Origin of the sequence: Vreelandella halophila (assembly GCF_019903425.1) — a bacterium.
In the GTDB taxonomy this organism is placed as follows: Bacteria; Pseudomonadota; Gammaproteobacteria; order Pseudomonadales; family Oleiphilaceae; genus Halospina; species Halospina halophila.
In genome coordinates this window covers 1,339,058-1,360,857 of sequence record NZ_JACHUZ010000013.1, presented here as the reverse complement: position 1 = coordinate 1,360,857, position 21,800 = coordinate 1,339,058, and the positions used below count along the sequence as shown (strand labels likewise).

At 58.9% G+C, this 21,800-nt stretch carries 17 protein-coding genes; 11 read left to right on the top strand and 6 right to left on the bottom strand.

Annotation, left to right across the window (positions count from 1 at the left end; all coding sequences use genetic code 11):
* Nucleotides 1-9 precede the first annotated feature (9 nt).
* The 3 genes from H4I92_RS10560 to H4I92_RS10550 form a co-directional block, all read right to left on the bottom strand.
* Nucleotides 10-1,038, bottom strand: coding sequence for a putative solute-binding protein (locus H4I92_RS10560; RefSeq protein WP_077530555.1), 1,029 nt, complete (start codon nt 1,036-1,038; stop codon nt 10-12).
* A gap of 50 nt (nt 1,039-1,088) precedes the next feature.
* A complete protein-coding gene (locus H4I92_RS10555) occupies nt 1,089-2,135 on the bottom strand; it encodes a hypothetical protein (protein ID WP_077530554.1) in 1,047 nt (348 codons plus the stop codon).
* 253 nt (nt 2,136-2,388) lie between these two features.
* Entirely contained in the window at nt 2,389-2,994 is a 606-nt protein-coding gene (locus H4I92_RS10550) for a TetR/AcrR family transcriptional regulator (RefSeq protein ID WP_077530553.1), read from the bottom strand.
* 290 nt (nt 2,995-3,284) lie between these two features.
* Here H4I92_RS10550 and H4I92_RS10545 point away from each other — a divergent pair, with 290 nt between their 5' ends.
* The 9 genes from H4I92_RS10545 (at nt 3,285) to H4I92_RS10505 (ending at nt 16,624) form a co-directional block, all read left to right on the top strand.
* Nucleotides 3,285-5,078, top strand: a complete 1,794-nt coding sequence (locus H4I92_RS10545) for an acyclic terpene utilization AtuA family protein (protein ID WP_077530552.1) — start codon at nt 3,285-3,287, stop codon at nt 5,076-5,078.
* A 446-nt stretch (nt 5,079-5,524) separates the two neighbouring features.
* Nucleotides 5,525-6,397, top strand: a complete 873-nt coding sequence (locus H4I92_RS10540) for an SDR family oxidoreductase (RefSeq protein ID WP_077530551.1) — start codon at nt 5,525-5,527, stop codon at nt 6,395-6,397.
* A gap of 5 nt (nt 6,398-6,402) precedes the next feature.
* On the top strand, nt 6,403-8,019 hold the full coding sequence (locus H4I92_RS10535; protein ID WP_077530550.1) for an acyl-CoA carboxylase subunit beta: 1,617 nt from the start codon (nt 6,403-6,405) through the stop codon (nt 8,017-8,019).
* 320 nt (nt 8,020-8,339) lie between these two features.
* A complete protein-coding gene (atuD, locus tag H4I92_RS10530; RefSeq protein WP_077530549.1) occupies nt 8,340-9,506 on the top strand; it encodes a citronellyl-CoA dehydrogenase in 1,167 nt (388 codons plus the stop codon).
* Entirely contained in the window at nt 9,506-10,318 is an 813-nt protein-coding gene (locus H4I92_RS10525) for an enoyl-CoA hydratase/isomerase family protein (RefSeq protein ID WP_077530548.1), read from the top strand. The genes atuD and H4I92_RS10525 overlap by 1 nt, the downstream gene beginning before the upstream one ends.
* A 17-nt stretch (nt 10,319-10,335) precedes the next feature.
* Nucleotides 10,336-12,327: an acetyl/propionyl/methylcrotonyl-CoA carboxylase subunit alpha gene (locus tag H4I92_RS10520; protein WP_077530547.1), complete on the top strand. Its 1,992-nt coding sequence runs from the start codon at nt 10,336-10,338 to the stop codon at nt 12,325-12,327.
* On the top strand, nt 12,317-13,150 hold the full coding sequence (locus H4I92_RS10515) for an SDR family oxidoreductase (protein WP_077530546.1): 834 nt from the start codon (nt 12,317-12,319) through the stop codon (nt 13,148-13,150). Before H4I92_RS10520 ends, H4I92_RS10515 begins: the two co-directional genes overlap by 11 nt.
* A gap of 236 nt (nt 13,151-13,386) precedes the next feature.
* A complete protein-coding gene (locus H4I92_RS10510; RefSeq protein WP_077530545.1) occupies nt 13,387-15,210 on the top strand; it encodes a long-chain-acyl-CoA synthetase in 1,824 nt (607 codons plus the stop codon).
* A gap of 13 nt (nt 15,211-15,223) precedes the next feature.
* Entirely contained in the window at nt 15,224-16,624 is a 1,401-nt protein-coding gene (locus H4I92_RS10505) for an amidase (RefSeq protein ID WP_077530544.1), read from the top strand.
* 11 nt (nt 16,625-16,635) lie between these two features.
* Here the strand turns inward: H4I92_RS10505 and H4I92_RS10500 are convergent, their stop codons facing one another.
* The 3 genes from H4I92_RS10500 to H4I92_RS10490 form a co-directional block, all read right to left on the bottom strand.
* Nucleotides 16,636-17,211: an ankyrin repeat domain-containing protein gene (locus H4I92_RS10500; RefSeq protein WP_077530543.1), complete on the bottom strand. Its 576-nt coding sequence runs from the start codon at nt 17,209-17,211 to the stop codon at nt 16,636-16,638.
* Nucleotides 17,212-17,219: 8 nt separating this feature from the next.
* The gene (locus H4I92_RS10495; protein WP_077530542.1) at nt 17,220-17,699 is read right to left on the bottom strand and encodes a hypothetical protein; all 480 of its coding nucleotides are present in this window, start codon (nt 17,697-17,699) and stop codon (nt 17,220-17,222) included.
* 261 nt (nt 17,700-17,960) lie between these two features.
* Complete coding sequence (locus tag H4I92_RS10490) at nt 17,961-18,194, bottom strand: zinc-binding dehydrogenase (protein WP_245800871.1); 234 nt, start codon at nt 18,192-18,194, stop codon at nt 17,961-17,963.
* A 108-nt stretch (nt 18,195-18,302) separates the two neighbouring features.
* Here H4I92_RS10490 and drt3a point away from each other — a divergent pair, with 108 nt between their 5' ends.
* Both drt3a and drt3b read left to right on the top strand, forming a co-directional pair.
* Nucleotides 18,303-19,502, top strand: coding sequence for an antiviral reverse transcriptase Drt3a (gene drt3a, locus H4I92_RS10485; RefSeq protein WP_077530541.1), 1,200 nt, complete (start codon nt 18,303-18,305; stop codon nt 19,500-19,502).
* Entirely contained in the window at nt 19,499-21,484 is a 1,986-nt protein-coding gene (gene drt3b / locus H4I92_RS10480; RefSeq protein WP_077530540.1) for an antiviral reverse transcriptase Drt3b, read from the top strand. Before drt3a ends, drt3b begins: the two co-directional genes overlap by 4 nt.
* Nucleotides 21,485-21,800 lie beyond the last annotated feature (316 nt).

Below are 21,800 nucleotides of genomic sequence, written 5' to 3'. Positions count from 1 at the left end.
GGATGGCTGTTACTCACGATCCGATGCCGTGCACTCGGACGCACCCGGGTTGATCCGGCAGCGCACCTTGCGCAGCAGCGTCAGCATTTCGCCGTGATACACCTCCGGCACGTCATTGCCGTCCTCATCAACGCCATCACGCAGCTCGATGCGGTTCTGGCGGAACATTTCCTGGTAGTCCGCAATGTCGCTGTCGGGTATCGCGATCCAGCTCTCCTCTGGAATATCCTTTTCGTATTCCTTCACCCTCTCGATCGCGGTATCGAAGTGATCAAACGCCACTTCCCGCGAGGTCTGGGCCTCATCATCAGTAAGCACGTCATCGCGCACGACAACCTGCATGGTCAGCTGGCCCAGCGGGTAGTCCACCACGCCGCCGTCGTCACCGACGCCACGGTAGAGCTCCAGCGCGTCATAGGCCCACCCAGGGGCATAGGCGGCATCCACCGAGCGGTTGTTGAACTTCCCGCCAAAGTCAGTGATCCCGGAAGGCTCAACGCTGGCATTCACGTAATTGACCATGTGGACCGCATCCGGGTGGTGGTCCAGCGTGGCGATACGCTTGCCAGCAAGATCCTCAACCGTGTCCATCGCCCGATCAACCACAAACAAGTAGGCCGCCCCCAGCGGGAAGATACCAGCGATCTCGTAGTCTCCCTCATTCATGTACTTACTGGCCGAGGGCTTGTTGATCGCGGCGAGCACCATCTCCAGATGCTCGTACGAGGGAATGGCGCCCACGGCACTGAGCGTGCCAGTGAACTCATTGTAGCGCCGGATCCGCAGATCGGTAGCCGCCAGCGCATCACAGTCACCCGCGGAGAATGCGGACATGGCGACTCCCTCATCGGTATAGGGCTCAAGATTGAACTCGATGCCCTTGTCACGCATGTCGATCGCGTAGTCCTCCACCAGCGCATACTGGTCACCACTGGAACCAATCAGATCGAACACACACATATCGATTTCCTTGTCCTGCGCCTGGGCAAAAGGCGCCAGACCAAGGCATACAGCTGCCGTCAGACTGCGGAGTCGCATGGATTTCTCCTGTTAGCTGTTGTTGTTGGTTAATCCTGTAAAAGGGCCCGTCAGAGCAGGCCCTCGGTATCAATGCTGTCGTCCTCGTCCGCCTCGGTACCTGTCTCACCAAAGCGGTTCTTCGGGGTACGGTGGCCATGCTCACGGGTCCAGAGCCGATCGGACACGGCCCAGGCGGTGCGCATCGCTACCCGGTCCGCGAGCTGATACCGCTCCCAAACCTCAAAGTCGTCGGAGGTTTCATCCAGATAGGCAAGAACCTCGGCGATGGTCTTATCGCGCCCCACATTCTCGGCAATCATCAGCTCGAACGCGGCCGGAATACGAAGCCCCTTCTCCACGCCAAGCTTGCGGTTGCGCGCCAGAACTTCCCAGGTTTCCGCGGAAATCTCATCCGGCTTCAGGTCCGGAAGCAGCACCCAGATGGTTGCCCTGAGGCCCTCCGGAATGCCGGCCCATTTCTCGTTGTCGACGCAGTAGGTGGAGCGTTCAACCTGGGCGGCAAGCTGGCGGGAAACGTCCGCACGCCCCCTGGCTTTGCCGTCGTTCAGAACGGCCTGGGCACCGGAAACCAGGCCGAGGAGGAAAGTGATCTTATCTTGGTCGGAGTACAGGTTCGGGCACTCAGCATCCGGCGTGGGCTCGTAGCTGAACCCGGTCAGCATCCGGTTGAAGGCGCGCTCCCGGCGCTCCGCCGTCACGCCATATCGACGCTGCATCGCCTCGCGGGCATCACGCAGCTCGTTCATGTTGCCCTCATAGTCCGCCCGCAGATAACGCAGCTCCTGCTCCTGTGCCTCATCCTCCATGCATATGCCCGCCAGAACGGACAGCAGCGTCCCGGTCTTGGCCGGTTCCATGGTTACCCGGGAAAAGGAATAGAGCAGCGGATCCACGGACTCGCCCAGGGCACAGGCTTTGCCGACATCCGTCATCGCCAGCACGTAGGGCGTGTTCTCGGCTTCGGCGTAACCGGTCATCACATCACCGGTTATCTTGTGGAGGGGGTTAACGGAACACCCGGCCAGCATCATCAGGGCGGCAAGCACACCAGTGATGCGGACCAGGGAGATGCCGTTGTTGGTTTTGTTCGGCATGATCACTCTCCATCTGTTCTGCAGCAGCCCGGAAAGGGGCAACAGCTCTTTCGGACAATCCCTCAAGCGCGGCCGTTGGGCCCTTTAAAGCTTGATGATCGTCAAGGCAGTCATGAAACGGCAGTCTCGGGGAGGATGCAACGGCCGAAATGGCAAGCCTGTGATGTCGTTACAGCGAGTAACCGCAGGTAACAACGGCCTGACCAGGGTCTATCAAGGGTCCGGGAAGTGCAGAATCGTCTGGAAAGAAGCTTCAGGAAGCAGGGATTTTCAGCATCGCCATCACATGGCCTGCGAGGTCATCAATGGTCATATCCCCCTCGGGCCGGTACCAGGTAATGGTCCAGCTGAGTGCTCCGGTCAGGAACCGGCGCAGGATGAACGGTTCCGCCTGGATCAGCCCTTCGCTCCGGGCACGGGTCAGCGTCTCCAGCCAGATTCCCTCGTAGACCTCCCGGAGCTCCAGGATCTCCGCCTGACTGGCCTCCGACAGGCTCCGCCACTCGTACACCAGCACCGCCATGGCCTCGCCGGTCTCACCGTTGATTGACTCAAGCTCGCACTGAACCAGGGCACGCACCGCCTCACGCGTATCCGCAACCGCCTCGAGGCGTGAGCGCATACGGCCTGTGTTGACCAGAATCGCCTCCCTCATCACCGCTTTGAGGATCTCCTCCTTGGTGCGGAAATGATGAAAGATGCTCCCGGACTGGATGCCGACCGCGGAGGCCAGATCCCGGACTGTGGTGCGCTCATACCCTTTGTCCCGGAACAGGTGGGCAGCCTGACGGAGGAGACGGCCTCTTGGGGATTCCGGGTCGGTAAAGCTTGGAGAAGGTGCGGGGTCTTCGGTCAGCAAAGTGCGGCTCCGGCGTCAGTTGCAAGTCATTGAGTACAGGTCCGGAAATTCTAGCAGCTGCGGACAGCAAGGAATCCGGATGGATCGGGAGTGGGAAGGCTTCACGGGAATGTCTGGAGCCATGGATGGCGGAAGACAAGCGTACAAGGATGTATTTACAGCGTTTCCCGTGAAGCCTTCCCACTCCCGATCCACCTGCAATGACTCAGCATACTAGCACAGTTTACAAACCAAGCGCTTGCTAGGTATATTCAATCGAACCAATGGCAAGCACACAGAGGACCACCACCATGAGCGCCCCCCAGTCCCTGCGCATCGGCTGCGCCGCCGCCTTCTGGGGCGACACCCAGACCGCCGCGCGCCAGCTCGTGGAAAAAGGCAACCTGGACTACCTGGTCTTCGACTACCTGGCCGAAATCACCATGTCCATCATGGCCGGCCAGAAACTCAAGGACCCCAGCCAGGGCTACGCCCGTGACTTCGTGGACACCGTCATGGGCCCACTGCTCGGGGAGATCAGCAACCAGGGCCTCAAGGTCATCAGCAACGCCGGCGGTGTAAACCCCCAGGCCTGCCGTGACGCCCTCCAGGCCCTGGTGGATGAGCAGGGGCTCAACCTGAAGATCGGCATGGTGCTGGGCGACGACCTGATGCCGCAGAAAGGCGAAATCGCCAAGGCCGGCATCACCGAGATCGACAGCGGCGCTCCCCTGCCCGGCATGATGGTCAGCCTTAACGCCTACCTCGGCGCCCCCGGCATCGTGCAGGCGCTGGAACAGGGCGCGGACATCGTCATCACCGGCCGCGTGGCGGACAGCGCCGTGGTCCTCGCACCCCTGATGCACGAACTCGGCTGGTCCACGGACGACTACGACCGCCTCGCCCAGGGCAGCCTCGCCGGCCACCTGATCGAATGCGGCGCCCACGCCACCGGCGGCAACTTCACCGACTGGGAAACCGTCATGGACGGCTTCGACAACATGGGCTTCCCCATCGTCGAGGTGCAGCCGGACGGCGACTTCATCATCACCAAGCCCCCGGAAACCGGCGGAAAGGTCAGCTTCGGCACCGTGGCGGAACAGCTCGTCTACGAGATCGACGACCCGCACGCCTACCACCTGCCGGACGTCGCCTGCGACTTCAGCCGCGTAACCCTGGAGGAAACCGGCCCCGACCAGGTCTGCGTCACCGGCGCCCGGGGCCTGCCGCCAACCAACAGCTACAAGGTGGCCGGCACCTACCCGGACGGCCACAAGTGCACCGTCACCTTCCTGCTGGCCGGCATCGACGCTGCCCGCAAGGCGGATACTGTCGCCAACGCCATCCTGCGCAAGTCCGAAGCCCTGATCCGGGACCAGGGCTTCGACGGCTACAGCGACACCAGCGTGGAACTGCTCGGCACCGAGGCCACCTACGGCCCGAACGGGCGGTGTGGCGACACCCGCGAGGTAGTCATCAAGATCAGCGCCACCCACCCGGACAAGAAGGCGCTGGTGGTGTTCTCCCGCGAGATCGCCCAGGCCGCTACCGGCATGGCCCCGGGCCTGACCGGCATCGTCGGCGGCCGCCCCACCGTCTGGCCCAAAATCCGGCTGTATTCCTGCCTGGTGCCGAAGGACATGGTCTCGGTTTCCGTGGATCTCAGCGGCGAGACATTCGATGTAACGGTTCCGAGCGAAGGCGGCTACAACAACGCGAATAAACCAGAGCAAGCGTCCATTCCGGAAGCCACCGGAAAGGCGGATACTGAGATACGCCTGGTCGATCTGGCCTGGGGCCGCAGCGGCGACAAGGGCGACCACTGCAACATCGGTGTGGTCGCCCGGCGCGAGGCGTACCTGCCCTGGATTGCGGCGGCGCTGACGCCGGAGCGGGTAGCTGAATGGATGGGGCATACATTGGATCCGGAAAAAGGCGAAGTGCTGCGGTGGCATATGCCGGGGATCCATGGACTGAATTTTCTGCTGAAGCACAGCCTTGGTGGCGGTGGCGTTGCCAGCCTTCGGATTGATCCTCAGGGGAAGGCGTTTGCCCAGCAGCTGTTGGAGATTCCGGTTGCGGTGCCTTCGGGTTTGTTGCCTTGATCGGTTGTTAAGGCATGTTGGCTGTGCGTGGGCGCCACAGTGGGGAGTGCTTTCCGGGACCGCTGTGAACCCATCCCTGGGCGCTGGCGCGATGGCATCCCTGCCATCGAGCCTCCCGGAAAGCACTCCCCACTGCGGCGCTGCGAGATCAGCGGTAACGCAACCGAGGTAATGAGGAAGAGGTGCAAGTAAGTTAGGAGCGAGCTTGCTCGCGATAGCTCCCCAGATCGCTTGCAAGGCAAGCTCCTACAGAACCGGGCTTGATAAGTTTGCGTTATCCGGAAGGTCAGAAGCCCCGATGTGGGGGACCCCTTTTCAGGAGGCTCGGCGGCAGGACGCCGCCGCGCCAGCGCCCATGGATGGGTTTACAGCGGTCCTGAAAAGGGGTCCCCCGCAGCGGGGCCTGCAAAAAACAACCAAGCTTGGGACGAGGACTCCAATACCCAATGAGCTACCAATCAGTATTCAAAGAAGGCCTGTTCAAGAACCAGACTATCATCGTCACCGGCGGCGGCTCCGGCATCGGACGTTGCACCGCCCATGAACTGGCCGCGCTGGGCGCCAACGTCATCCTCATCGGCCGCAAGCTCGAAAAGGTCCAGGCTGTCGCCGACGAGATCAAAGAAGACGGCGGCTCCGCCCACCCCTACAGCTGCGACATCCGTGACGAAGACGCCGTCAAACCGGTGATCGAAAGCATCATCCAGGATCATGGCCCCATCCACGGCCTGGTCAACAATGCCGGCGGCCAGTTCCCCTCGCCGCTGGCCGGCATCAACCAGAAAGGCTGGGAAACCGTCGTGCGCACCAACCTGACCGGCGGCTTCCTCGTCTCCCGCGAAGTCTACAACCAGAGCATGACGAAGACCGGCGGCGCCATCGTCAACATCGTCGCCGACATGTGGGGTGGCATGCCCGGCATGGGGCACTCCGGGGCTGCACGCGCCGGGATGGTGAACTTCACCCAGACCGCCGCCGTGGAATGGGGTGCTTCCGGGGTGCGGGTCAATGCCGTGGCACCGGGCTGGATCGCCTCCAGCGGCATGGACAGCTACCCGGACAGCATGAAGTCCTGGATCCGCGGCCTGCGCGACGCCGTGCCCTGCAAGCGCATCGGCACCGAAGCCGAGGTCAGCAGCGCCATCTGCTTCCTGCTCTCCCCCGGCTCCCGCTTCATCTCCGGCGACACCCTGCGCATCGACGGCGGTGCCTCCCAGGGCGGGAGTGTCTGGCCCCTGCCAAAAGCGAAAAACAATGAAGCCTTCAACGGCTTCCACCGGGCCGTCACGCCCCGGGTACTCCAGGACGACGAGGACTGACTGCCATGCAGGTAATTGAATCCACGGTTGACCCCAACAGCCCGGAGTTCGCCGAGAACGCCGAGGCCATGCAGGCCGAGATCGAGACTTTTCGCAGCGTTGAGCGGCTGGTGCGCGACAAGGCGGAAGAAGCCCGGGAGAAGTTCAACCAGAAGAACAAGCTCCTGCCCCGGGACCGGATCAGCCTGCTCCTGGATCGCGGCAGCCCCTTCCTCGAAATCTGCCCGCTGGCCGGCTATAAGATGCACGACGACAAGGACGGCTCCATGGCCGGCGGCGGCATGATCTGCGGCATCGGGTACGTGGGCGGCGCCCGCGTGATGGTCTCCGCCAGCAACAGCGCCATCAAGGGCGGCACCATCACCCCCGCCGGGCTCGACAAGACCCTGCGCGCCCAGGAAATTGCCATGGAGAACAACCTCCCGGTGATTTCGCTGTCGGAAAGCGGCGGCGCCAACCTCAACTACGCCACGGACATCTTCGTCCCCGGCGCCCGGGGCTTCGCCAACCAGGCCCGGATGTCCGCCGCCGGCATCCCCCAGATCACCGTCGTCCACGGCAATGCCACCGCCGGGGGCGCCTACCAGCCAGGCCTGTCCGATTACGTGATCGTGGTGCGCGGCCAGGCCAAGATGTTCCTCGCCGGCCCGCCCCTGCTCAAGGCCGCCACCGGCGAGATCGCCACCGATGAGGAACTCGGCGGCGCCGAAATGCACAGTGAGGTCGCCGGCACCGCCGAGTACCTGGCCGAGAACGATGCCGACGGCGTGCGCCAGGCCCGCGAGATCATGGCGTCGCTGGACTGGAACAAGACACTGCCGGAACACGGTTCCCAAACATGGGATGAACCACTACACAGCCCGGATGAACTTCCCGGCGTCATCCCCGCCGACAGCCGAAAGCCCTATGACGTGCGCGAAATCCTCGCCCGCATCGCGGACGGCTCGCGCTTCCTGGACTTCAAGAACGACTTCGACAGCCAGACCGTCTGCGGCTGGATCGAGATCTATGGCCGCTCCGTGGGCATCATCGGAAACAACGGCCCCATCACCCCCAACGGCGCCGCCAAGGCCGCCCAGTTTATCCAGCTCTGCGACCAGTCCCAAACACCGCTGCTGTTCCTGCACAACACCACCGGCTTCATGGTCGGCACGGACTCGGAACAGAACGGCATCATCAAGCACGGCTCCAAGATGATCCAGGCCGTCACCAACGCCCGGGTACCGCGCATCGCGGTGGTCGTCGGCGGCTCCTACGGCGCCGGCAACTACGCCATGTGCGGCCGCGGCCTCGACCCCCGCTTCATCTTCGCCTGGCCCAACAGCCGCACCGCCGTCATGGGCAGTGCCCAGGCGGGCAAGGTCATGCGGATCGTGACCGAGGAAAAACAACGCAAGAACGGCGTCGAACCCGACCCACAGCAACTCGACGTGCTGGAACAATCCACCGCCAAGAAACTCAACGACGGCTCCCACTCCCTCTTCGGCACCGCCCGGCTCTGGGACGACGGGCTGATTGACCCGAGGGACACACGCCGGGTCGTGGGCGAAGCCCTGGCAATCTGCCAGGAAGGTGATGAACGGAAACTGCAATCCAACAGCTTTGGCGTGGCTCGCCTGTAGGAGCTTGCCCCGCAAGCGATCACCCAGAAAATCGCGAGCAGGGCTCGCTCCTACAGAGCTTCGTGACGGCGTCACCCACGAGACAGGATGGCTCTGGAGTGGGGGAGTCTTTCCGGGAGGCTCGATGACAGGGATGTCATCGCGCCAGCGCCCATGGGTTTGCGCGACTGAGCGCAAACGGGCATACAGGAAGTATGCCCTGGACTTTTCAGCGGAGCAGGACAGCGCAGCTGAAAAGGGTTCACAGCGGTCCCGTAAAGACTCCCCCACTTCAGAGCCCGGCACAAAACAACCAATCTAGAGACAGAGGCCAGAACAAAATGCAATTCACCGAAGAACACCAGGCCCTCAGAAAAACCGTTCGCGATTTCGTCGAAAACGAAATCAACCCCAACTGCGACGAATGGGAACGCGACGGCCGCTACCCCATCCACGAGATCTTCAGAAAACTCGGCGACCTCGGCCTCCTCGGCATCCAGAAACCCGAGGAATACGGCGGCATGGGCCTCGACTACAGCTACAACCTCGTCGCCGCCGAAGAATTCGGCATCGCCGCCGCCGGCGGCGTACCCCTGTCCATCGGCGTCCAGACCGACATGTGTACACCGGCCCTGGCCCGTTTCGGCTCCCACGAGCAGAAAGAGGAATTCCTGCGGCCTTCCATCACGGGCGAAAAAGTCGGGTGCATCGGCGTCAGCGAGGTCGGCGCGGGTTCCGACGTGGCCGGCATGAAGACCACGGCGAAATCCGATGGCGATGACTACATCATCAACGGCCACAAGATGTGGATCACCAACTCGCCCAGCGCCGACTTCATCTGCCTGCTCGCCAACACCAGCGACGACAAGCCCCACAAGAACAAGAGCCTGATCATCGTCCCCATGGACATCCCCGGCATCAGCATCGCGCCCCACCTGGACAAGCTCGGCATGCGTTCCTCCGAGACCGCCCAGGTCTTCTTCGACGACGTGCGCGTGCCCAAGCGCAACCGCATCGGCGCCGAGGGCACCGGCTTCATGATGCAGATGCTGCAGTTCCAGGAGGAGCGCCTCTGGGGTGCCGCCAACGTCATCAAGGCACTCGAGGGCTGTGTCGATAAAACCATCGACTACTGCCGCGAGCGCGAGACCTTCGGCCAGCCGCTGATCAACAACCAGTCGATCCATTTCCGCATGGCCGAGCTCCAGACAGAGATCGAGGCCCTGCGCGCCCTCACCTACCAGGCCTGCGAACTGCACGTGGCCCAGAAGGACGTCACCCAGCTCGCCTCCATGGCCAAGCTCAAGGCCGGCCGTCTCGGCCGCGAGGTCACCGATGCCTGCCTGCAGTACTGGGGCGGCAACGGCTACATGTGGGACAACCCGGTCTCGCGCGCCTATCGCGACGTTCGCCTGGTCTCGGTGGGCGGCGGTGCCGACGAGATCATGCTCGGCATCATCTGCAAACTCATGGGCACCCTGCCCGGCAAGCAGAAAGGAGATTCCTGATGGCCTCCCTGCCCGAGTGCAAGACGCTGACGCTGGAGAACGCCGGCGCCATCCTCCATGTGACGCTGAACCGCCCGGACAGCCGCAACGCCATGAGCCTGTCCATGGTGCATGAGCTTCGTACCGTGTTCGGGGCGATCCGCGAGGATCAGGGCGTGCGCGCTGTGGTACTCCGTGGCGCCGGTGGGCACTTCTGCGCCGGCGGCGATGTGAAGGACATGGCGGCGGCCCGCAATGAGCAGGCGGGTGACAGCGAGGATCCGATCTTCGAGCTGAACCGGGCCTTCGGGCACCTGCTGACGGAAGTGGAATCGGCGCCGCAGACGACGGTGGCGGTGCTGGAAGGCGCCGTGATGGGTGGTGGTTTCGGGCTGGCCTGTGTGTCGGATGTGGCCCTGTGCCTGGAGAGTGCGAAGTTCGGGCTGCCGGAGACGACGCTGGGGATTACGCCGGCCCAGATTGCGCCTTTTGTGGTGCGGCGCATTGGCCTGACGCGGGCGCGGCGGCTGGCTTTGACGGGGCACCGGTTTGATGGGAGTGAGGCGTTCTGGCTCGGCGTGGTGCATGATTTTGCCAAGTCCGGTGAGGAGCTGGATCAGAAGCTGGGGCAGGTACTGGAGCGGATTCGGCATTGTGCACCGGGGGCGTCGCGGATGACCAAGGAACTTCTCTTGTCGGTGGAGTCGGAACCGCTGGACTCACTGCTCGACAAAGCGGCCCGGGACTTTGCCGGTGCGGTACGCGGCGACGAAGGGCAGGAAGGGACCATGGCGTTTATGCAGAAGCGGAAGCCTTCGTGGGCTGAGGAATAGGGAATGGGGGCTTGTCGATGTTCAACAAGATTCTGATTGCCAATCGCGGCGAGATCGCGGTGCGTGTGAACCGGACGGCCCAGGCCCTGGGGTATCGGACGGTGGCGGTGTTCAGTGATGCGGACCAGGAGGCGCCGCATGTCCGGGCGGCGGATGAGGCGGTTCGGCTGGGGCCGGCGCCGGCCGGGGAGTCCTACCTGAACATTGAGGCCATCCTGGAGGCGGCACGGCTGACCGGGGCGGAGGCGGTGCATCCGGGGTATGGGTTTCTGTCGGAGAATGCGGCGTTCGTATCGGCCTGCGCGGAGAACGGCATTACCTTCATCGGGCCGCCGGCGCACGCCATGGAGCTGATGGGCAGTAAGCGGCGGTCGAAGGAGGCCATGGCCGAGGCGGGGGTGCCGACGGTGCCGGGGTTCCAGAGTGCGGAGACGGATCCGTCACCCTGGCAGAAGGCCGCCGAGGAGATCGGGTATCCGGTGATGATCAAGGCGTCCGCCGGTGGTGGTGGGCGTGGGATGCGGTTGGTGCATGAGCCCTCGGCGCTGGCGGATGAGCTTGCGCGGGCACAGTCGGAGGCGGAGTCGGCCTTCGGGGACGGGGAGCTGATCCTGGAGAAGGCGATTGTCCGGCCCCGACACATCGAAATCCAGGTGTTTGCGGACCAGCAGGGCAATGCCATCCATCTGGGGGAGCGGGACTGTTCGGTGCAGCGCCGGCACCAGAAGGTGGTGGAGGAGGCGCCCTCGCCCTTCGTGGATGAAACCATGCGTCAGGCCATGGGTGAGGCGGCGGTGAAGGCCGCGCAGGCCTGTGGCTATGTGGGCGCAGGTACCGTTGAGTTCATCGTCGATGAATCGCGCAACTTCTACTTCCTCGAAATGAACACGCGGCTCCAGGTGGAGCACCCGGTCACGGAGGAAGTCACCGGGCTGGACCTGGTTGAGTTGCAGCTCCGGATTGCCCAGGGGGAACCGTTGCCGCTGGTGCAGGAGGAGGTACGCATTCGTGGGCACGCCATCGAGGTGCGCCTCTACGCAGAGGACCCGGCCCAGGGGTACATGCCGCAGACCGGCCCTCTTTACCGCTGGCGCCCAGCGCTGGGTGACGGCATCCGGGTGGACGATGGCATTCTTGAGGGCAATGCGGTCACGCCGCACTACGACCCCATGATCGCCAAGGTCGTGGCACGCGGCCCGGACCGCGACAGCGCCCGGCGCCGGCTGATCCGGTCGCTCGAGGACACGGTCCTGCTGGGCGTAACCCACAACGCCTGGTTCCTGTCCCGCATCCTGGGCCATGAAACCTTCGCCGCCGGCGACGCGACCACGGCCTTTCTGGATACGGAGTTCCAGGGCGATCCCAGCCTGTCCCCGCTTGAGCCCACAACAGCCGAGCAGGCGCTGGCGGCACTCATCCTATACCGCACGGGCACCGGCGGAACCCATGGGGACCGCGCGGGCTGGAGCAACAGCCTGCCCAGCGCCTGCCCGATACTGCTGGCGGGCAGCGGACACCAGCAATGGGTCCGGCTTATCGACCAGCGGGCTCATATCGAGGCATGGGTCGGAGAAACCCGCCATGAGCTCCGGGTGGCGCACCTGGACGCGAATGAGTTGGTCGTCACCCTCGACGGTGTGCGTCAGAAAAGCCAATATCAGATTGTCGGATCAACCCTATATTGTCACGCCAAGGGTCGCGCCCTGCAGTTCGAGGACGCGACCCACGCTCCGGCCCGGCGGGCCGACGAACAGGGCAGCGGCGAGGTACGCGCCACCATGGATGGCGCGGTCGTTGAAGTGAGCGTGACCGAGGGTGACCGGGTCCAGGCCGGCCAGACGCTGGCGGTACTGGAAGCAATGAAGATGGAACACCCACTCAGGGCCGATCGCGACGGTGAGATCACCGGGGTCCGGGTCAGCACCGGCGACCAGGTGCGCACCCGCCAGATCCTGATGACCGTCACGGCCGACGCCTCACGCGAAGCGGAGAGCAACAATGACGAGTAACCTGAACGGAAAAACGGTCCTTATCACCGGCGGCAGCCGCGGCATCGGCCGGGCCATTGCCCTCGCTTGTGCCCAGCAGGGCGCCAACATCGTCATCGCGGCGAAGTCCGATGAACCGCATCCCAAGCTGCCCGGCACCATCCACACGGTCGCTCAGGAAGTGGAAGAGGCAGGCAGCAAGGCACTGGCGCTGAAACTGGATGTACAGGATGAGAACCAGGTCGCCGAAGTCATGCAGAAGGCCGCCGACCACTTCGGCGGCATCGACTGCCTGGTCAATAACGCCGGCGCCATCCGCCTTCAGGGCGTGGCGGGCCTGCCGGTCAAGCGCTACGACCTGATGCAGTCCATCAACGCCCGCGCGGTCTTCGTGTGCTCCCAGGCCGCCCTGCCCTGGCTGCGTGAATCCGACCACGGCCACATCCTGAACCTGTCGCCACCCATCAGCCTGAACCCGAAGTGGTTCGCCAGTAACGCGCCCTACACGGTGAGCAAGTACGGCATGTCCATGCTGACCATCGGCATGGCGGAAGAGTTCCGGAAACTGCCCGTGGCGGTAAACGCCCTCTGGCCCCGGACGCTGATCGCCACCGCGGCAATCGAGTTCGAGGTGGGTGGTCCGGACATGATGGCGAAAGGCCGTAAGCCCGAGATCATGGGCGATGCGGCGGCAGCCATCCTCCAGCGCCCGCCCTCGCGCACGACCGGGCAGTGCCTGATCGATGACGATGTGTTGGCGGAAGAGGGTGTGAGCGATCTGGAGCACTACCGCTATGACCCGAACGGGCCGGAGCTGATGAAGGACTTTTTCCTTGACGATTGAAATCCCCTAGGCGCTTGAAGAGGGGGAGCGGGGCACCCTTCACGGGAAGCTCTGGAGCCAGGGATGGCGGAAGAGCAGCGTAAAGGGGTTTGCGCGCTTAAGCGCAAACGGGTTTACACGGATGTAAACCCAGGACTTTTCAGTGAAGCAGGACTGCGCAACTGAAAAGTATTTACAGCGTTTCCCGTGAAGGGCGCCCCGCTCCCCCTCATGCAACGAGCACAACAAGGAGTCCCATGACCACGGATCAGATCCGAGCCACCGACGTCATCCGCAAAGTCCCCGGCCTCATCCGCAAGGCTCCCTACATGGCCCGGGGCCTCTACTACTATTCAATGAGCGACGACGAAAAGGCCCAGAGCATCGGCACCTTCGTCGAACGCAACGCACGCCGCCACAGCGAGAATCCGGCCATCCACTACGGCGAGCAGACCCTCACCTGGCACCAGTTCAACCAATGGGCCAACCAGTACGCCCACTGGTTCCGCAGCCAGGGCCTGAAGCGGGGCGATACCGTCGCCGTTCTGCTGGAGAACCGCCCCGAACTGCTGGCCATCGTCACCGGCGCCGGGAAGATGGGCATTGCCTGCGCCATGCTCAATACCTCCCAGAAAGGCGACGTGCTCGTTCACAGCATCGGCCTGGTCGAGCCACAAAAGATCGTGGTGGGCGAGGAACTTCTGGACACCTTCGAGGCCGTGCGCGAGCGCGTGACCCCCGAGGGTAACGATACCCTGCTGTACCTCGCGGACCGGGACACCCGCAGCGACGTCGGCGAGGCGCCCGAGGGTTACACCAACGTCGCAGAAGCCATCAGCACCGTCGACACACTGGATCCGGCCCCCAAGGACCCACCCCGGCTCGGGGACAACGCCGTCTACATCTACACCTCCGGCACCACCGGCCTGCCCAAGGCCGCGCCCAGCAGCCACCGCAAGTTCTTCAAGGCCAGCGGCAGCTTCGGGCTCATGGCGCTGAACATGACGCCGGAGGACGTGCTCTACTGCAGCCTGCCCTTCTACCACGGCACGGCACTGCTGGTGTGCTGGGGCTCCGTGCTCTCCGGTGCGTCCTCGCTGGTGATGAAGCGCCGCTTCAGCGCCAGCCGCTTCTGGGAGGACGTGCGCTACTACGGGGCCACCACTTTCGGCTACGTGGGCGAACTCTGCCGCTACCTGCTGAACCAGCCGGCCACCTCCCAGGACCGCAACCACCCGCTGCGCAAGATGATCGGCAACGGCCTACGGCCCTCGATCTGGCATGAGTTCAAGGAACGCTTCGGGATCGAGCAGGTGGCCGAGTTCTACGCCTCCAGCGAGGGCAATATCGGCTTCACCAACGTCTTCAACCTCGACTGCACGGTAGGCATGTCCACCGCGCCCTACAAGCTGGTGAAGGTCAAGGAAGGCACCAAGGAACCCATCCGCAACGGCAATGGCCGCCTGCAGGAAGTGCCCAAAGGGGATCCCGGTCTCCTGATCGGCGAGATCACCCAGAAGTGGAACTTCGAGGGCTATACCCGCAAGGAGGATACCGAGAAGTCCATCATCCGGGACGCCTTCAAGCAGGGCGACGCCTGGTTCAACACCGGCGACATGATGCGCGACATCGGCTGGCGGCACCTTCAGTTCGTCGACCGCATGGGCGATACGTTCCGCTGGAAGGGCGAAAACGTCTCAACCAACGAGGTCGAGAACATCATTGACGGCTTCGGCGGTTTCGAGGACATCGTCGTCTACGGCGTGGAGATTCCCGGCCACGACGGCAAGGCCGGCATGGCCACCCTGGTGCCACGCGAGCAGAACCCTGAGCTGACCGCCCTGCACCGGTACCTGAAGGACAACCTGCCGCCCTACGCCGTGCCGATCTTCCTGCGCCTGACCGAGGCCATCGAGACCACCGGCACCTTCAAGTACAAGAAGACCGACCTGCAGAAGCAGGCATGGCACCCCGGTGACAAAGGGGACTGGGTCTTCGCACTCCTGCAGGGCGGTAATGGCTACCAGGCGCTGGATGACGACACCGTTACCGCCATCGACCGTGGTGAGATTTCATTCTAGGGAGCCCTTCCTCATGGCCGACGACAAGCCACAGATCCATGCCTTCCAGGATGACGCCCTGGGCAACGACGACGCCGTCGCACTCCGGGAACGACTCCACCGGGGAGACGTCTCGGAACAGGACCTTCAACAGGCCGCCATTGAACGGTTGCGCCAGCTCGACCCCCAGCTCAACTCGCTGGTGGTGGAGTGTTTCAACGAGCCCCGCCGGGATGCACGGGGAAGCAATCGGGGGCTGGCCGGTATTCCGTCCCTGCTCAAGGACAACACCGACCTGAAGGGGCTGCCCAGCCGGCATGGTTCCGCTGCCATCCAGCCCCATCCGGCCAAACACGATGGGGCGTACGCGCGTGAATTCATGATTACGGGCCTGACCCTGCTCGGCAAGACCGCCCTGCCGGAGTTCGGTTTCAACGCCACCACCGAGCCGGCCCACGACGACCCCACCCGCAACCCCTGGAACCCGGGGTATTCCACCGGGGGGTCCTCGGGCGGCTCCGCGGCCATGGTCGCGGCCGGTGCCGTGCCCATGGCCCATGCCAACGACGGCGGTGGTTCCATCCGCATCCCGGCTGCCTGCTGCGGCCTGGTCGGGCTCAAGCCAACGCGTGGCCGGCACGCCGTGGCCGAGAGTGCACGCCCCCTGCCCATCAACGTTATGAGCGAAGGCGTGGTGACCCGCACCGTTCGCGATACCGCCCTCTTCCATTCGGAGATGGAGCGCGTTCACCGCAGCCGCAAGCTTCCGCCCATCGGCCATGTCCAGGGTCCCGGCAATCAGCGCTACCGCGTGGCCCTGATGATGGATTCCATCAACGGCACCGCAACGGATGACGCCACCCGGCGCGCCGTGGAGGACACCGCCCACCAGCTGGAACGCAACGGCCACCGGATTGAGCCTGTCGCCCCGCCGGTGGACCCGTCCTTTCCGGAAGATTTCAAGCACTACTGGGGCATGCTGTCGTTCCTGGCCACCAGCGGCGGCCGATTCGCCTTCGGCAAGGGATTTGATCCGGAGCAGGTGGACGGACTGAGCCGGGGGCTCTACCAGCGCTTCCGCCGCAACATGCACCGCCTTCCGGCCATCATCACGCGGCTCAAGCGCACCCGGAAACAGTACGCGCGCTTTTTCGAGGACTACGACATCCTGCTCTCACCGGTACTCGGCCACACCACGCCGGAGCTCGGCTGGCTGCACCCGGATGTTCCCTACGACACCCTGATGGAGCGCCTCTCCGCCTACGTGAACTTCACGCCCTTCTGCAACACCGCCGGCGGCCCGGCGCTGTCCATGCCCATGGGCTGGACCGAAGCCGGCCTGCCCATCGGCGTCCATCTGGCCGCCGGGCACGGGCAGGAGCGGTTGCTTCTGGAGTTGGGGTATGAACTGGAAAGTGAACAGAGCCGCTTCTGAATAGGGAACGCTCAACCCGAGCGAGCCTGTTGGGATGGTTCCTGAGCACTGTCGTTGGCTACCGTCGCCTTCTCCAGGAGCTCGATGACAGGACCATAGTCCATCTCGGGCCGGGCTTCATCACTGGCCTGAGCAAGCTCCAGAGCAGTTCGCCCCTCGTTGTCCGTCAATTGGGGGTCAGCTCCATACTCCAAAAGCAGCTCCACTCCCGAGCGGTTATTGCTTAGCGCAGCCGCATGCAGCGCTGTCAGCCCCTTACCGGTGACTGTCTCAACACTGTTGATATCCAGACCATGCTCAAGGAGATGTTCCAGAATGGGCCTCGCTTCTTCCGCACTGAATACATCCACTACATACTGAGCGCCCGCCTCCTTGTTCAGTTGTTCGACGTCCGCCTCCTCAGGATGAAAGATATAGAAGGCCTTTTCCGCCCCCCACGTGAACGCTGACGGCCCATAATCAGGATCCATATAAACAGCAATCATCTGAAAAGTGGGCGTGGTAGCAAAATAGTACCCCCTCGCACCGGCAACGCCACCGACAAGGAGAATCAGGCTGATCCCTGTAGCCTTAAGCAGCTTTCTCATATCACACCTCAGGTCCAGGCAAGCGTCCCCGGCTCAACTCCACTCAGGACAATCCGTCTCTTTTGTAGTGGAACCCGGGTATATCCATTAAGCCTCAGTTCAAAAACCGATTTCTGCTTGCGAGCGATTTCCGAGCGAATAGTCTCATAGACCGTTGGATCCTCAAGATCTTCCTGGTTTGCATGCTCCCACCAGTGCTTTGCTGATTTGAGAACAACTTTCCGGATCAACTTTTTAACTGAGGTCCCCGGCTTGGGACTGAACAGCGTATCGAAAGCAATTTCCACAAATCCCATCAGATAGGACCCGTCAACGGCCACGAAAAGCAATGCCTGTGCGTATCGTCGGAGTTCCAGAGTGATGACGCGATTCTGAAGAATGGGTTTCTTGGAAGGCCAGAAGAATGCGAGCACCTCTCGGGCCTCTCGCTCATTCAGAACGACCTTGGAATCCGGTATATCGGGAAGGGAAAGCGTGATTTCGCTCATGGATGACTCCTTTCATCAGATTGCCCATCCGGTTGGGCTCGTAATTAACTAGAGGATACGTTCAGAACAATACTGAAGCAACAGGTCCATATCTTACCTTCAGACACTCTGTCCAGCTATCAAGTTATCCTTTACAACTGAACAACTTGCACCAGTCAGCTGCAAGCTCCCAGATGCAGGAACGGAGACCGGTCAACCATTAGATTCCTTCTAACAGTTGACCCTGGTCTCGCTTCTCTGTCAGTTAATCCTCATAGACGCTCAGTCCGCCACCTTCAGCACGATTTTCCCGGTCGCACGGCGCTCACTCAGCCCGTTCAGGGCCTTCACGTAATCCTCAAAGGGATGCACCTCGCTCACACGCGGCCGGATTTTCCCCTGGGTATAGAGCTGCAGCAGCTCCATGATGTTCTGCATGTTCGTCTTGGGCTCCTTCCTGGTGAAGGTGCCCCAGAACACGCCCACGATTGAGGTTGCCCACGATTTTCCAGTCAACTTTGTTCCTTCGAGCCTCTACTGTTTTTTACATCGACATTTCACTATACCATTAGGTAAAGTTAAGCATGTCCATGAAATCCAGACACTAAAATCGGCGCCTTTTAGATGTTAGTCCAAACTATCACGCCATCTTTCCTTAAACGGTTAGTCCGAAAATCTGACATCAGTACTTCTCTCAACTACAGCTCTAACGACGACTTTGAAAACACGCTCACCCGAGTTGCAGAAGAACTAAACGATGAAAACTATCAATTTGACCGATTTTCTTCAGTATCTCGAAACTCAATGCAAGTCTACAAACCTTCAAACTTTACAGACGACTTAGCTGTAAGATCGATCAACAAAAACTTAAAAAGAATACTTAAAGCAAAGCAATCCGACAGACAAACCATAATAAACCAAATAAAAATCCTATTAAGAGAAGAAACCCCCTTCAAGGTTTTAAAATTAGATATAAAGAACTTTTATGAATCAATTGACCGAAAAAAACTTTTGCACACTGTATGGGATGATCCGATAATATCTTTTAGAACAAAAGTTCTTATCGAAAAACTTTTTGCCTCACCACAAATTAATGAGATCTCTGGATTACCCCGCGGGCTAGCACTTAGCTCAACGCTGTCAGAGTTTCTTCTCCAAGATTTTGATCAGACCCTGACAGCCATGAAAGGTGTATATTATTACGCAAGATACGTCGATGACATCATAATATTCTGCTTTATGAACGAAAACTCAATCAAAAAATCCGCAATCGCCGAGCTACAAAAAGTCGGACTGCAACTCAACGAAGAAAAAACAAAGCTGTTTAGTGCAGAAAACTCAAAAACCAACCCTATAGAATTCGACTACCTCGGCTACCAATTCATAAAAACGGGTGCTAACACAAAGACCAATATTGCTAACAAAAAAATAAAAAAGATAAAGTCCCGCATTGTGAGATCGTTTTTAGATCATCACAAAAACCCTAACTTCAACCTTTTACTAGAACGAATACGTTATCTTGCAGGCAACCACAGGCTTGACTCCAGATCAAGAATCGAAGGATCTCCCCTCAAAACAGGGATATACTACAATTACCCTCAAATTGACGAGGACTCCACCTCCCTAAAGGATCTGGACCAATTCCTCAGGAAACAAATATTTTCCAAAACAAACTCGTTTGGCCATAAACAGTCACAACTTTTGACTTCAGAACAAAAAAACAAACTCGCCAAAATATCTTTCAAAAGTGGTTTCAATAACCGCCTAACTCATAATTATACTTACAACAAGATGATGATGATTAAAAGCTGCTGGGAAAAATGACTAAAGTTCAGAAAGTTAACAAGTCAGACGATGAGCGAATTCTTTTAACAGAAACGCTCCCTTACGAAGTCCCTATACTGTTCTCCAATACAGGCATATACAAACTGATCAAAAACAATAAAATAAAGGCCTTCCCGTCCGAATTCTCCTCTATTCTTTATAACAAAAAACATACTGAACCTTATTCGTACTCAATAGTAAAAGATGCCAACTCCTCAAGGAAGGTCTCAATTCCACACCCAGCAGCGCAAATTAGTTTTATACAATTTTATGCTGAAAATCATTCAATTATAACAGCCCTTTGCAGCAGAAGCACCTATTCACTAAGAGCTCCCACTTCGGTTGCAAAACATTTTACAGATAAGAAAAAACCAAAACTCCTACTAGACCTTCTAAAAGAAGATCAGGTTGAAACAAATAACTCTGAATCTGATGCACCCTTGTACGCCCCCTCCTTTTTTCGATACTCAAGTTTTCCACTGGTATTTTTATTTTATGACTCATACACTTTTAGTCGCCTCGAAAGAAAGTACCAAAAACTCCTAAAGTTTGACATCTCAAAATGCTTCCTAAGCATCTATAGTCATTCAATAACTTGGGCCGTAAAGAATAAAAGATTTGTAAAGGAGAACATGACCAAAATAAAAAGGAGCTCTGTTGAAGGCGAATTCGATAGACTAATGATGCAAGCAAACTCAAACCAAACAAACGGGATACTCATCGGACCCGAATTCTCTAGAATATTTGCAGAAATAATTCTGCAACGCGTAGACCAAGAATCAAAAATCCGGATAGAAAATGAGCTACACGAAGATTTTTCAATCAAAAGATATGTGGACGACTACTTTGTATTCACCCACTCAGAAGAAACTGCCAACCTAATATTAAAAATATTCTCGGAAGAACTTGAAAAGTTCAACCTCCATTTAAACCAGTCAAAAATAAACTATCACTCAAGGCCTTTCACCACACCTGAATCCATAGCTAAAGATGAAGCCAAGATTCTATCAGAAACACTTCTTCAAAACTTTCCCTCTGATGATCAAGACGGCGACCCACCTCGGCGCACAAGAGGCAATTATGGTGGTCTTCATTTAAACTTCATCAAAGACTACAAGGCACTAGTGAAAAGAAACGGCGTTCAGTTTGAGCCAGTCACAAATGTCGCTCTATCAGTTATACGGGACGAGCTCACGAACGCGCTAAGAGAAGAGATATCTTCAGAAAATCCAGCCAATGAGAAACGTCTAAGCTCTTTTCTAAGCTCGCTAGCATCTACATGCTTCTATCTATTTTCAATGGATCCAAGATATCGCCCAAGCTATCTGGTGTCGCAAATTGTTGAATTGATTCTTAAATTCACAAAAAATCTTTCCATTGACCTTTCTGAGCACATAAAGAAGACAATCTCTGATGAGATCGTTATGACGCTACGGTCGGTAACAAAGTCAACAAAATCGGTACCAAGCGAGTGTCTTAACTTACTTATACTGCACCGAGGTTTAGGCGAACGTCATTTACTATCCGAGGGCTTTCTAATTTCTTTATTCAGGTTAGACGATAATTCTATCGAAGAGAAAACTCTCGACTATTTCTCACTAATGACTTCCATCTATTACTCAGGTGCCAAAAATTCAAAATTCACTAAACTGATCAAACTAACAGAAAAACAGATAGCGAATAAGTTTGAGGGGGCAAAGGATCCACTACGCGAATCAGAGCTTTTCCACATTTTTGTCGACAGCATTCGGTCGCCTTTTGTGACCGAAGGTACAAAGGAAATGCTATTAGATAGATTTGCCAAAAATTACCTTAACTGCAAAGAAGACGAAAAGACTCTCAAGAAAATCAGTCTCAAAGCCTGCATTGAACGAAATGAATGGTTTTTTAACTGGGATGACAATAAATCTCTTTTTTACCATCTTCTAAAGAAAGAGCTAAAATCCCCGAGCTCCTTGAATAGTGGGCTTGTTAGTGTTTAAGCTGGAGATGTTGCTAGCGTCGGTTTACGCCGAAACACAGTGGAGTCGCTCCGCTGAAGCCCTGGAGCAGCCCAAACGAGTGTCTGCAGACGCTTTGTTTATTTCAGGGTACACACGAAGCTACGCAACCTTTACCCCATTTGCCTGCTGATTGGAAAGCTAAAAGCGATCCGAAAGGCTTCTTTTGGGGTATCGTATTTGGTCCAAAACAATCCAAACCTACCTTTTTTCTCTACTCCCCTTTTTCTTTCCGTATAATATGCAATTGGGCCGCTTAACCCTCCCCAAGCATTGTAATGGTACCCCGCACAACGAA

Coding starts and splice junctions, on each gene's coding strand:
- H4I92_RS10560 (WP_077530555.1), bottom strand. CDS start 1,038: ATGCGACTCCGCAGTCTGACGGCAGCTGTATGCCTTGGTCTGGCGCCT.
- H4I92_RS10505 (WP_077530544.1), top strand. CDS start 15,224: ATGGCCGACGACAAGCCACAGATCCATGCCTTCCAGGATGACGCCCTG.
- H4I92_RS10535 (WP_077530550.1), top strand. CDS start 6,403: ATGCAGGTAATTGAATCCACGGTTGACCCCAACAGCCCGGAGTTCGCC.
- atuD (WP_077530549.1), top strand. CDS start 8,340: ATGCAATTCACCGAAGAACACCAGGCCCTCAGAAAAACCGTTCGCGAT.
- H4I92_RS10495 (WP_077530542.1), bottom strand. CDS start 17,699: ATGAGCGAAATCACGCTTTCCCTTCCCGATATACCGGATTCCAAGGTC.
- drt3a (WP_077530541.1), top strand. CDS start 18,303: ATGTTAGTCCAAACTATCACGCCATCTTTCCTTAAACGGTTAGTCCGA.
- H4I92_RS10540 (WP_077530551.1), top strand. CDS start 5,525: ATGAGCTACCAATCAGTATTCAAAGAAGGCCTGTTCAAGAACCAGACT.
- H4I92_RS10500 (WP_077530543.1), bottom strand. CDS start 17,211: ATGAGAAAGCTGCTTAAGGCTACAGGGATCAGCCTGATTCTCCTTGTC.
- H4I92_RS10525 (WP_077530548.1), top strand. CDS start 9,506: ATGGCCTCCCTGCCCGAGTGCAAGACGCTGACGCTGGAGAACGCCGGC.
- H4I92_RS10515 (WP_077530546.1), top strand. CDS start 12,317: ATGACGAGTAACCTGAACGGAAAAACGGTCCTTATCACCGGCGGCAGC.
- H4I92_RS10545 (WP_077530552.1), top strand. CDS start 3,285: ATGAGCGCCCCCCAGTCCCTGCGCATCGGCTGCGCCGCCGCCTTCTGG.
- H4I92_RS10555 (WP_077530554.1), bottom strand. CDS start 2,135: ATGCCGAACAAAACCAACAACGGCATCTCCCTGGTCCGCATCACTGGT.
- H4I92_RS10520 (WP_077530547.1), top strand. CDS start 10,336: ATGTTCAACAAGATTCTGATTGCCAATCGCGGCGAGATCGCGGTGCGT.
- H4I92_RS10510 (WP_077530545.1), top strand. CDS start 13,387: ATGACCACGGATCAGATCCGAGCCACCGACGTCATCCGCAAAGTCCCC.
- drt3b (WP_077530540.1), top strand. CDS start 19,499: ATGACTAAAGTTCAGAAAGTTAACAAGTCAGACGATGAGCGAATTCTT.